The following is a 12,850-nucleotide window of genomic DNA, read 5'->3' as shown; positions in this document are numbered from 1 at the left end:
CCTTTGCAGACTTTTGAGGATTCCATACTTTTAGCAAAAGAAAAGCTCATCGAATACAATGAGCTTAAAGGTTCTTTTCAAGTGTCAGATTAACCACAACTGTCAGGTTAAGTAGTGGCTAGTACAATTAAGGTGATATGACTAGCCAATACGGAATTATTAAACACACCAACATCTAACAGTACCGTCTCCATATTTCCTACAAAAGAGTTCTTTACCTAATGCGTTACATTCAGCTTGGGTGGGATTAGCTGTTGGTTTGAGTGTTATATTACTAACTTCAATATCATCAATACCATATTTTTCTGAAAGCATTGAAGTTATATCATCAAAAACTTCCTGCGGTAGTTCTTTTAAAACATTTCTGAATTTTGCTCTTTCTGTTCCCATTTTAATTTTGTGAATATATTGTTAATGTATCGGTTTTAATTTCATTTTCTTCATTAATAACTGATGATATTACGAATAACATTCCCTCGTAAGTATCATTTCCCATAGTTAGTTTATTAATGATTTTTCCATTTGAGTCAGTTCTGTTTTGATAATTATTAAATATTCCTCTAGTGGTTCCATTTGTATCAACAACTCTTGTTTCAGCGATTGTATTTAGACTAACATTACCAATGTTTCTTAATAATTCTGTAGTTATTTCAATTTCCTCAAAAGAATTGGGAGTAATAGTTAAACTTGAGGATTTCACATTAATTGAATCTGGGTAAGCTTTTGAAAAAGTAATTTCTACTTCTTTAGAAATTACTGTTCCATTAATGCTTATTGTACCTTCTACAATTATAGGTGTATCCCTGTTATATGACACTAATAGTTCTGCCTGTTTTACATTGTTCCCATTGTCTTCTGTCAAAACTATATCTGAGGACATTTCTTCTCTTTCTTCTTTAAATATTAAGAAGTCTACCTTAGAATCATCTTCTGTATTAAAGTTTACAGGGAATTCTGCAATTACAGCAATTTCAGAAATCATATCTGCGGGAGGATTGTCGTTTTCAATTCTTAGATTAAAATTTTCTGCTAATGTGGAAGGATTGAAATCATCTTCATTTTCACATGAGGAAATGAAAATTAGTAATAGTATTATTATGGTATTAAATTTCATTCAGACTTAATTTTAAAATTATTTCCTAGAGAAGGTATTATTTCAGAAAGCCATTTTCTGATTTCAATATCAATCGATAAACCTATATAAGGTTGGACTGCTATAGATTTTGAACCAGATATCGCATCTATTTTATTGTATAGTAACCCTCCAAAATTAATTCTAGTTCCTTGTGTTAAAAACTTATAACTACCACCTATCATTAATGACAAATCATTAAAAAAATCGTCTCGCACATTAGCCTCTTCAATGGATTCCAAGACAACGCCTGTATGTATGGAAAACCTTTGAGCAAAATCATATTCTGACAATCGAAGAGGTACGTTTTTATTTGACGGAGATAATGAGATATTCACACCTACAAAAGGGCTACCACCTCTTAATGAAGAATTCGTGCCAATATTTACAAAACTTACATAACCAAAATCGGGTACTAGACTTCTTTTATATGCGGTCGCAAAAGAATTGGTATAAGTTGAAATTGGTATATCTATTGATGTCACTTCATGCTCAGCATAAAAATAGAAATTCGGTATAAAATCATCATTTTTGATTAAAGTGGATTTTTTCAATATTTCTTTCTCAATTATATCTTGAAGTTCCCCACATTGAAAAGTTTTGTTTCGCATCATTGGCATAATATGATTCTCATAAAACTGATATATATTAGGGTAGTCATTAATTTTAAATCCACCGACACTTGAATCAATGAAAAGGATATTTCTAAAATTATCAGTTGAATCATATTTATTTTTAACTTTTTTCGCAAAAGCTATAATTTCATCATTCGTAGGAGGTTTAAATTTTAATATCTCAAATGATTTAAAACTTAAATCAACAATTTCATCATTTTCTTTCTCGCTTAATGAACCAGTAAAATCATACTTAGTTAAAGCCGTTACATACTTATCCATTTCTTCGTTTGAAGGCAAGTAGTAAAGACTGAAACCATTCTCTATTTTTATTTTATCTACTAAGTCCATCCAGTTTTTACGTATAGCTTTATTATCCTGAATGGTGTATTTCCCCTCTTTATTAATTGCAGAGAAAACATTAATTAGATAAATACCTTTTGTATAATTAACATCAATACTATAAAATCGATTGGGCTTAAGCGGAGGAATTATTAAAGTAGATTTATCTTTCAGTGATATACTTTTATTAGGGATGATTTTAAACTTATCCCTGTATTGTGAAAAATCGTTTGAGCTGTAAAATTTTCTGGAATACTTTTTATCTAGCTCCTTCAGGGTGGCACAGACCACTACATAATTTTCATTGGGAAGCTTTGTATCTAAAGAAAACTGTTCTCCAAAAGGGACCTTTTCTATGGTAGCACTTGAAGCTTCTTTTTTACTGTCTTCTTTTTTTGTAGTCTCTTGAACAACATATGTTTTAGTTTCTTGAGCCATCAAATAAGATGAAAACAACAATATTAATAACAGGTACTTTTTTGTCATATATTTAATTAGTTTAAGAAGACATAATTCAGGTTAATATTCTAACAAACAACAATTTAAACTAAAGTAGCGAATTCGATTTAAAGTGAAATACCCAATAATGGGTAATTTGTTAAGACAGTGGGTTACATGCTATCTTCATCAAAAACAAGGCACAAAAGTCTTGCTTAACTCATTCAGCACATTATCGATTGGTAAAACATACGTATGATAATTATATAGTGTTTTTTAATCGTACTAATACTACTTTTTATAAAGGGTTAATTTACAAAAAGTTAATAGAGATTAAAAGCAGAAAATCAGTCTTTTAGGATAAAGCTGAATTTCCTTTTTCTTCTTTCTTTGGATTTAGTTTTAATCTAAGAGCATTCATATCATCACTAAGTTTTCTATCAAGTACCCTAGCATAAATCTGCGTAGTTGCTAATTTGGTATGACCTAATAACTTCGATACAGTTTCAATAGGAACTCCATTAGATAGCGTAACTGTGGTAGCAAACATATGTCTGGCCATATGAAAAGTTAGATTCTTTTTAATCCCCACTGCATCTGCAATTTCTTTTAAATACAAATTGATTTTCTCATTGGTTAGTACTGGGAGTAACGTTTCCGAAACAATAGTAATTGGATTCTCAGTATACTTTTCAATGAGAAATTCTGCTTTGTCCAATAAAGGGATTTTAACGGGTGTTTTTGTTTTTTGCCTTTTGGTATATATCCATCTACTACCATCCATACCCAATACAATATTATCAACTGTTAATTTAATAATGTCCGCATAGCTAATTCCAGTATAGCAGCTAAATACGAACAAATCACGAACCCTATCCAGTCGCTCCAACGGAAATGCATACGTTTCTAGATTAGAAAGTTCATTGGCACTTAAAAATTCACGTTGTTTGGTTTCAAAAGTGGGTTTCCATCTTACAAATGGGTCTTTGTCAATCCATTCTAAGTGATAGGCCAAAGTCACAATTTTTCTAAGTCTTTGAAGATGCTTCATCACAGTATTATGGCTCATTGCTTTGGGATGCCCTTTTGGATAGTACCCAATTAGAAAAGTTTCAAAATCTGAAATGAACTTGTAATCAAGCTTTCTTAAATAGATATCAGAGGTTTTTAATTTCTTTTGAAGAAACCTGTTTATGTAATTTTCCGAAATACCAAAGTTTCTAATCGTACCAGGCGCAAGAGTTTTTTCAATTTTTCGGTTGTGATATTTTAGAATTTCCTGTAATGTTTTAGAATTGTCATCTTCGCCATTGTACTTAGCTTTAATGAGTTGAGCCGTAATAAACTCATCTTTATATTTTAATTCTTGGTATATATCATACAATCTTGCCCTTACTTGCTCAATATGATTGTTGATTTGTTTTGAGGTTGCTGCGGTTCCAGAGACCTTTTTGGTTTTGGAATCCCATTGTGAAATAGGAACTTTTCGTTTTAATCCGATATTGGCTCGTTTACCATTTACGGTTACTCTTGCAAATAGTTCTGCATTACCTTTCGTTGCTCTTGAAGAATTAATCCAAAATAGGATTGAAAAAGTGTGTGACGTTTTCATAGTTGTCATCTTTAAGGTTAAACATTAAGATGAAAGTCAAATCAACTATGGCTTGTGTTTTTGGCTATTCGGTCAACACTGTTGACCGAATAAAAATCTGTTGACCGATTTGTTGACGTTTGGAATCATATCAATTCAAATCTTATTATCGCCCAAAAACAACGAAACCTTGCAAATCATAGATTTTGCAAGGTTTTTTATTCGTTTGGATTTTACTCCTAGTGACCTCGGCAGGATTTAGACCTGCCTTCAGTGACCATGGCAGTATTCAAACTACCTATTTGTGACCACGGTAGGATTCAAACCTACGACCGCTGGAGCCGAAATCCAGTGCTCTATTCAGCTGAGCTACGTGGCCTTGTTTGTTTATATCAATTGTCATACCTGCACAAGCAGGAGTTCAACAATTACATTCTAATAATGGATTCCCGTTTTCACTTCGACTACGCTCAGTTCATGCACGGGAATGACATTAAATGAGTTTAATTACTCAATTTTGCTTTTACAATGGTAGATATGGTTTTTCCATCAGCCTGACCGGCCAATTCCTTGGAAACTATTCCCATCACCTTTCCCATATCTTGCATACCTGAGGCACCAACGGAATCTATGGTTTGCACAACCACTTTTTCTATTTCCTCCTCGGTCAATTGCTCTGGCAAAAACTTTTCAATCACAGCAACTTGGGCCAATTCTGGGGCAGCTAGATCTTCTCTACCTTGTTCCATGAAAATAGCTGCGCTGTCTTTCCGTTGTTTGACCAATTTCTGAACCAATTTTACTTCATCTGCTTCGGAAAGCTCTCCTCCCCCACCTTTATCGGTCTTAGCCAACAAAATTGCGGACTTAATGGCTCGCAAAGATTCCAAAGCAACAGTATCCTTGGCCTTCATGGCCGCTTTCATTTCTGTCATTACTTGATCTTGCAAACTCATCTTGTCTCTATTTTGGGCTGCGAAGATAAAAAATAAACCCGAAAGTCTCTTAACTTACGGGTTTAGGTTTTCCATTAAAAATGGAGTCAATTTAAACACTACTAATCAACATTATCGTGCAAGAAGGAGTTGTTGGAGCGTAATTGTAAATCGTCATTACTGTCCTCACTCAAAGTTGTTCTTGAGACCTTTTGTTCTTGTGGAGTATCATCTAAATCAACACCTTGTCTCTTATATGCTGGTTGCTTCTCAATTTCATCTATGCTATTTCTGTTGTTTTGAAACTTATAGTTAAAATTTTTCAGCTTTTTTCTGCGTTCATCGGCCCGGTCTTTTAATAGGTCACTTATAGAACTATCAAAAGGATCCGCGCTGCCCGATGTATCCCCTTTTTGATTAGAAGCTTCAGTTTTAATGGTCTTCTTTTCAAAGACCAATTCGTCTTCCACAATTTTTGGCTCATGGGTTTCAGCGACTGATTTGGCACCAGTCAACTTGGTCTCCAACTCCATGTACTCCTCAAGATCATATCGAGTTTCTCCCTCATTCTTATATTCCAAAACAGGTTTGACCTCTACATATTCGTTCACATCAATATCACGAATGTTATCATCCAAATTAAAAGTAATGGTGTGTTCCCTTTCTTCCTCCGTTTCAACATTTGTATTTAACGGCATATCAAAGCTCAATGCAAACTGATCTTCGTCTGTTTTTGATGATACCACTTCAGGTTCCACAACATCTATATCATTTAAAATGCTTTTGGCCTCGATAATCACAAAATCGTCCTCTATGTTTTCTGGCATTACCTCTTCATAGAAAACATTAAAATTTCTGATATAATTGGTAGTTGGAATCAAATCGGATTCTGGCTCTTTTGGCTTTACCTCTTCCACCTCCTCCATTTCCAAGGTGTGCCTAACAATTTCCGGTTCTGGCTCAACTGGTTCAGGTAGCTTTTCTACTTCGATATCTTGTATCGCAGTCGATTCGGGAGTCAATTCTTGCTCAGCGGTCTGCTCATCTTCTAGTGTATAAAAAACCTTCTTGGTCTCTGTATTCACAATATCGTCTTGCTGATCAATATTGAATCCTGTAGCAATTACGGTAACTGCAATAGCGTCTCCCAAGTTTTCGTCTTCTCCAACCCCCATAATGATGTTGGCACCATGACCAGCCTCTATTTGAATATAATCATTGATTTCTCCTATCTCATCAATAGTAATTTCCTGAGAACCAGAAACAATCAACAATAACACATTTTTAGCACCGTTTATTTTGTTGTCGTTTAACAATGGAGAATCCAACGCTTTCGCAATGGCTTCGCCAGCTCGTGCCGAACCAGATGCGGTTGAAGAGCCCATGATGGCAGTTCCGCTATTGGAAAGGACTGTTTTGGCATCTCTAAGGTCAATATTTTGAGTGTAGTGGTGTGTAATTACCTCCGCAATCCCTCTTGCCGCTGTGGCCAAAACCTCATCTGCTTTAGAAAAGCCGGCCTTGAACCCCAAATTGCCGTAAACTTCACGTAGTTTATTGTTATTGATTACTATTAAGGAATCTACATTGGCCCTTAATTTTTCAATTCCTGCCTGCGCTTGTTTATTACGCATAGCACCTTCAAATTGAAAAGGAATAGTTACAATCCCTACCGTTAAAACTTCCATTTCGCGGGCTACCTTGGCAATAATGGGAGCTGCACCAGTTCCTGTTCCCCCACCCATACCTGCAGTAATAAAGGCCATTTTGGTAGTATTTCCCAACATGCCCTTAATATCTTCCATGCTTTCTAATGCCGCTTGTTCGCCTACTTCGGGATTAGCACCAGCGCCAAGTCCTTCTGTTAGTGAAACCCCCAATTGAATTTTATTGGGGACAGTACTGTTTTGCAATGCCTGTGCATCGGTATTGCAGATTACAAAATCCACTCCATTGATACCAGCCTGAAACATGTGGTTGATTGCGTTACTACCTCCGCCTCCAACGCCTATTACTTTTATCACGTTGCTTTTGTTCTTGGGAAGATCAAAACCAATATTGTCAAATTCGGTGCTATTACTCATGACAGTTTTTTGTTTGTTGTTTAGGGGTTATATTATTCTGCATTGTCCAAGAAATCTTTCAATTTCTCGGACCATTTGTCAAAAATTGATTTTCTAGGAGCGGACTGTGTTTTCACAGATTGTCCTGTTCCATTCTCTTGTCCAACCAAAACTTCTTCTTCAACCTGGGCCGCATCGCTTTCCTCAATATTGTTGGTTTTGGTCTCTAGGGCGTTCATCAGTAATCCCACAGCAGTGGCATACAATGGGCTTGCTATTTCTTCTTCAGAATCTCCAGCCAAATGTTCGTTAGGATAACCGATACGGGTATCCATTCCCGTGATGTACTCCACCAATTGTTTTAGATGTTTCAATTGGCTTCCACCTCCGGTTAGCACGATACCAGCAATAAGTTTCTTTTTCTGCTCTTCGTGCCCGTAGTTTTTGATTTCCACATAAACCTGTTCCACAATTTCAACTACACGGGCGTGGATTATTTTAGACAGGTTTTTTAGGGTGATTTCCTTAGGCTCACGACCTCTTAGACCGGGAATGGAAACAATTTCATTATCCTTGTTCTCACCAGGCCAGGCGGAACCAAACTTTATCTTTAATAACTCGGCCTGCTTTTCTATAATGGAGCAGCCTTCCTTGATATCTTCGGTAATCACGTTACCACCGAATGGAATCACTGAAGTATGTCGGATGATTCCATCCTTAAAAATGGCCAAATCGGTTGTTCCGCCACCAATATCTATTAAAGCAACACCAGCTTCTTTTTCCTCCTGACTCAATACAGCTTCAGCAGAAGCTAAGGGTTCCAAAGTGATATTCCCAAGATCAAGTCCTGCACTTTTGATGCATCGTCCTATATTTTTTATGGAAGACACCTGACCGACCACAACATGGAAATTGGCTTCCAATCGGCCGCCATACATACCTTTGGGTTCTTTTATCTCGGACTGTCCATCAACTTTGTATTCCTGGGGTAATACATGGATGATTTCCTCACCTGGAAGCATCACCAATTTGTATACCTGGTTACAAAGTCTTTCTAAATCGTCTTCGTTGATGACTTCTTCAGAATTTGGCCTGGTGATATAATCGCTGTGCTGCAAGCTTCTGATATGTTGCCCCGCGATTCCAACCACCACAGAACCAATCTTCAACCCTGCATCAACCTCTGCCTGCTCCACCGCCTGCTGAATAGAGGAAATGGTTTGGGTAATATTATTGACCACGCCCCGATGTACACCCAAACTTTTGGATTTACCCGTTCCTAAAATCTCAATTTTACCGTATTCATTTTCCCTACCAATAATCGCTACGATCTTGGTAGTTCCAATGTCCAATCCAACTGAATATTTACCTTGTTCCATATCTTAAATTTTGGTGCAAACCACTTGATTGTCAAATTCTAAACTCACTTTGGCATATTTTTCCAAGGAATTATCCTTGGTTGCTTTTGCATAAAATGCCATGAAATTTTTAAACTTTTCGTTAAGGTTATCAACCCCTCCAAGATTTACCACAAAGTTTTCCAATCGAAACTTTAGTTGGTACTTTCCTTCTTCCTCAATGTGTATACCGATAACATTCTTTCGTAAAAAACCGTCCCCGTTTATATAATTGAGAATGGTATAGGCATCTTCAAGGGATTTACCCGTGATTTTGCCGGTAATAATGGGAACTCTGGCCGAATGATGCTTGGATAACGGCATACGTTCACCCAAATCATCCAAATAAAATTTAGAGACTCCCTCTATTCTTCCAATCGGTTTACGCTGAACAATCTTAGATATAAGTTCTCCATTTACAGTAAGATAGACTTGGGCTTGTTTTACCATATCGTTGGACAGAATTACCTCCTCTATGGTATTCAAAGCTAACCCTTCTTGAGACCTATTTTTTAAGCTTCCGTAATTTTGTATTAACATTTTATTAACCGAAGCCTCGGTCAAGTATAAGCTGTTGTCTCCCAAAAACTTAATAGAAATATCTTGTACTTTTCGCTGTTTGCTCCTATAATCGGAAAACCCGTATAGCCCAATAACAGCTATGAACAAAAGTGCTAACTTGATAAAACTCCAATTAACTCGCATAGGCCAATTCTTTTTTGATTTTTGGCACTTCCAACCCAATATCCCCCGCACCCATGGTGACCAAAACTCTTGTTCTACATTTTTTTATTTCATCTATCAGATTCGATTTTGAAATCAGTTTTTTTCTGGGATTGTCAATTTTATTCAACAACCATGTGGATGTCACCCCTTCTATCGGTTCTTCACGGGCTGGATATATCTCCATCAACAACACCGCATCGAACTTGGAAAGGCTGGAAGCAAAATCATCCACAAAATCTCTCGTTCTTGAAAACAAATGGGGTTGAAAAACCACGGTTATTTCATCGTTAGGATGCATTTCCCTAACAGCATCATGCACTGCATTTATTTCGGTTGGATGGTGTGCATAATCATCAATGAACACCAAATCCTTTTCCTTTAGTTGATACGAAAACCTCCGTTGCACCCCTTTGAAAGTACCCAAAGCTTTAGCTAGGCGGTGCGGTGGGGAACCAGCCTGCACCGCCATTGCAAAAGCAACTAATCCATTGAGCAGATTATGCCTTCCCGGTTTACTGAAACGTACCTGTTTCAAAACTTCGGAGGGCGTGATTAAATCAAATATGTAGGTACCATGTTCAATTGAAATATTTTCTATTCGATAATCAGAATCGTCATTTATACCATAGGTATAACCTGTTAAGGGCAATCCATTTCGCACAAAGAGAATTCCCTCGGGTTTTATCTTCTTGGTAAACACTCTAAAAGACTCTTGCAATGCTGTATCAGTCCCATAGATATCCAAATGATCTGCATCCATGGAGGTTATACAGGCCACATTGGGCGACAACTGCAAAAAGGAACGATCAAATTCATCGGCCTCCACAACGGAGTATTCGGTTCCCTCCAACACAAAATTGCTGTTGAAATCTTCCGAGATCCCGCCTAAAAACGCGGTTAAAGGAGTTCCTGTTTCCTTTAAAATATGCGCCAATATGCAGGATGTGGTTGTTTTTCCATGGGTTCCGGCTACGGCAAAACAAAATGTATCCTTCGTGATGATGCCCAATACCTCTGAGCGTTTTTTGACCTCAAAACCATTATTTCTGAAAAATTGTAACTGGGAATGGGTTTCCGGAACCGCTGGAGTAAACACTACCAAGGTATCTTTGATGTTTTTAAAAGATTTTGGAATCAGTCCTAAATCGTCATCAAAATGAACAGAGATTCCATTTCCAACCAGTTCATCAGTAATTGGAGTCTGGGTTCTATCATACCCCACCACTTGTTTTCCAACAAAATTGAAATAGCGTGCCAATGCGGACATACCGATACCTCCGATACCTATAAAGAAGACATTATGTATATCCTTTAAATTCACGATAACAATTTTTCTATTTCATCAACAATATGCTCGGTGGCTTTTGGTAAAGCCAATTTTTTGATGTTTACCCCTAACGAGTCTTGCAACGCTCTTGAATTCATTATCTCAAAAAAGGTTTTTTCAAACTTTTTATCCAATTCATTTTCCTTCAACATGATGGCTGCATCTTTCTCTACCAAAGCAAGGGCATTTTTGGTTTGGTGGTCTTCAGCAACATTGGGTGAAGGGATAAAAATCACCGGTTTCCCAACCAAGCAAAGCTCAGACACCGACCCTGCTCCCGCTCTAGAAATAATGATGTCAGCAGCGGCATAAGCGTAATCCATTTCATTTAGAAATGCTTTTACCTTAATACTATCAGAATTGTACTTTTTGTAATCTCCATGATACAATTTACCACATTGCCATACCAGTTGAATCTGGTGCTCTTCGAAAAACCCAAGTTCTTTTTCAATCAGTTGATTGATTCTTCTAGCTCCCAAACTTCCGCCAATAATCAACACTGTTTTTTTGCTGGGATTCAACTCAAAAAACTTAATGGCCTCAGCCTTATCAACCTTAAGGTTGACCAAATCTGAACGTACAGGATTTCCCGTCTTGATTATTTTTTCCTTTGGAAAAAACTTTTCCATACCGTCATAGGCCACACAAATGCTTTTGGCTTTGCCAGCTAACAGCTTATTGGTAATTCCTGCGAAGGAATTTTGTTCTTGAAGTACAGATGGAATGCCTTTATTGGCTGCCATCTTTAATAATGGCCCGCTGGCAAAACCTCCCGTACCAATGGCTACGTCAGGTTGAAATTTGCTTACTATGTTGCGTGCTCTAAACAAACTACTTATTAGCTTTAAAGGAAACATGAGGTTTTTCAATGTCAGTTTCCGTTGCAATCCACTTATCCACAGACCTTCAATTTTATAACCAGCCCGGGGTACTTTTTCCATTTCCATTTTATCCTTTGCGCCTACAAACAAAAACTCGGCTTCTGGATGCCTTTTTTTTAGCTCATTGGCTATGGCTATCGCCGGATAAATATGTCCTCCCGTTCCTCCTCCAGAAAGTATAAACCTATAATTGCCCACTTAATACTTCTAAAGGATTACTTTCATCTATATTCAAGGATTCCTCCTCTAAATTCTCTTTTTTATTGCTCGCGCTCAATACTATTCCTATCGCCATACATGTCATCCAAATGGATGTACCTCCCATACTTATAAGAGGTAATGGTTGTCCCGTTACTGGAAACAGCTGTACCACTACCGCCATATTGATAAATGCCTGAAAAACGATGGGTAGACCTACCCCAATGACCAATAATTTTGAAAACACGGTCTTTGCCGAATTGGCCACAACCACTATTCGAAATAGTAATAGGAGATAAAAAAACAATAAAGCGCCTCCTCCAAGCAATCCATATTCCTCAATGATGATGGCAAAGATGAAGTCGGACGTGCTTTGGGAAAGCATGTTTTTAATCACACTTTTTCCAGCACCTTTGCCCACGACCCCACCTTCAGCTATAGCTATTTTAGCCAAGGTTAGTTGATGTAAATCGTCTTTTTCAGCATTTTCAGGATTCCAGAAGGTTTCAATTCTTGATTTCCATGTTGTTGCCCTTTGCCCTGGAATCACATCAGGGGTTTTGAACACAACAAATAAAAACATGGAAGCCAGTATAAGACCCGCTCCAACAATACTGAGCAAATATTTTAAAGGATATCCTCCTAAAAAGCAGAGCACCAATACCAAAAAACAGATAATGGCAGCGGTGGAAAAATTCTCAGGTAAAATCAACAAAACCACCAAAGCCGTTGGTAACCAAAGTGGCAATATGCTTTCTTTAAAGGTGATGGCCACATCCTTGATCTTTGTTAAATAGCGTGCAATCCATATCATCAGAACAACAGATGCTAGGGTCGATGTCTGAAAATTGACCCCTACAAAAGGGATTTTAATCCATCGGTTTGCCGTGACCCCTCCTATCTTGGTCTCAACAGTTAAGGTGTAGGCCAAAAGAATGAGTACAATGGGTAGTGCTATTATAGAAAGGCCTTTAAAATAGTGGGTCGGTATACGGTGTACGGCATAAATAATTCCAAAGCCCAAAAACAATAAGACAGCATGTTTTACCAAATGCCCAAAGGTTGTACCGTCATCGTTCACATAAACCAAATTGGTACTGGCGCTATAAACAGGTAAAAATGAGAAAAGAGCCAAGAGAGCAACAACACCCCAAATGGCTTTATCTCCTTTTAAATTTTTAAGTACGCCCAACACTTTCATGGTTT

The 12,850-nt window shown here is 37.3% G+C and carries 11 protein-coding genes and 1 tRNA gene; all 12 read right to left on the bottom strand.

The features are described 5' to 3' along the window. Positions 1-159 precede the first annotated feature (159 nt). Positions 160-390, bottom strand: coding sequence for a hypothetical protein (locus tag E4661_RS07705; protein ID WP_136466249.1), 231 nt, complete (start codon positions 388-390; stop codon positions 160-162). A gap of 1 nt (position 391) precedes the next feature. Beyond that, on the bottom strand, positions 392-1,114 hold the full coding sequence (locus E4661_RS07700; RefSeq protein ID WP_136466248.1) for a hypothetical protein: 723 nt from the start codon (positions 1,112-1,114) through the stop codon (positions 392-394). Continuing rightward, positions 1,111-2,574 (bottom strand): hypothetical protein, encoded by a 1,464-nt coding sequence (locus tag E4661_RS07695; RefSeq protein WP_136466247.1) that lies wholly within the window; start codon positions 2,572-2,574, stop codon positions 1,111-1,113. The genes E4661_RS07700 and E4661_RS07695 overlap by 4 nt, the downstream gene beginning before the upstream one ends. A gap of 307 nt (positions 2,575-2,881) precedes the next feature. Beyond that, complete coding sequence (locus E4661_RS07690; protein ID WP_136466246.1) at positions 2,882-4,138, bottom strand: site-specific integrase; 1,257 nt, start codon at positions 4,136-4,138, stop codon at positions 2,882-2,884. A gap of 284 nt (positions 4,139-4,422) precedes the next feature. Then, positions 4,423-4,496 (bottom strand) — tRNA-Arg (locus E4661_RS07685). 124 nt (positions 4,497-4,620) lie between these two features. Further along, positions 4,621-5,073 carry a GatB/YqeY domain-containing protein gene (locus E4661_RS07680; protein WP_136466245.1) on the bottom strand — a complete coding sequence of 151 codons (453 nt, stop codon included), beginning with the start codon at positions 5,071-5,073 and terminating at the stop codon, positions 4,621-4,623. Positions 5,074-5,174: 101 nt separating this feature from the next. After that, a complete protein-coding gene (gene ftsZ / locus E4661_RS07675; RefSeq protein WP_136466244.1) occupies positions 5,175-7,136 on the bottom strand; it encodes a cell division protein FtsZ in 1,962 nt (653 codons plus the stop codon). A 32-nt stretch (positions 7,137-7,168) separates the two neighbouring features. Beyond that, a complete protein-coding gene (ftsA, locus tag E4661_RS07670) occupies positions 7,169-8,494 on the bottom strand; it encodes a cell division protein FtsA (RefSeq protein ID WP_136466243.1) in 1,326 nt (441 codons plus the stop codon). 3 nt (positions 8,495-8,497) lie between these two features. Then, positions 8,498-9,217 (bottom strand): cell division protein FtsQ/DivIB, encoded by a 720-nt coding sequence (locus tag E4661_RS07665; RefSeq protein ID WP_136466242.1) that lies wholly within the window; start codon positions 9,215-9,217, stop codon positions 8,498-8,500. Next, complete coding sequence (gene murC, locus E4661_RS07660; RefSeq protein WP_136466241.1) at positions 9,207-10,559, bottom strand: UDP-N-acetylmuramate--L-alanine ligase; 1,353 nt, start codon at positions 10,557-10,559, stop codon at positions 9,207-9,209. The genes E4661_RS07665 and murC overlap by 11 nt, the downstream gene beginning before the upstream one ends. Next, positions 10,556-11,644: an undecaprenyldiphospho-muramoylpentapeptide beta-N-acetylglucosaminyltransferase gene (gene murG / locus E4661_RS07655; protein WP_136466240.1), complete on the bottom strand. Its 1,089-nt coding sequence runs from the start codon at positions 11,642-11,644 to the stop codon at positions 10,556-10,558. The genes murC and murG overlap by 4 nt, the downstream gene beginning before the upstream one ends. After that, positions 11,631-12,839: an FtsW/RodA/SpoVE family cell cycle protein gene (locus tag E4661_RS07650; protein WP_136466261.1), complete on the bottom strand. Its 1,209-nt coding sequence runs from the start codon at positions 12,837-12,839 to the stop codon at positions 11,631-11,633. The genes murG and E4661_RS07650 overlap by 14 nt, the downstream gene beginning before the upstream one ends. Positions 12,840-12,850: the final 11 nt, after the last annotated feature.

Source organism: Flagellimonas onchidii (assembly GCF_004804315.1).
Taxonomy (GTDB): Bacteria; Bacteroidota; Bacteroidia; order Flavobacteriales; family Flavobacteriaceae; genus Flagellimonas; species Flagellimonas onchidii.
Note: the sequence above shows the minus strand (reverse complement) of the source record. Positions and strands in the feature narration are given on the sequence as shown.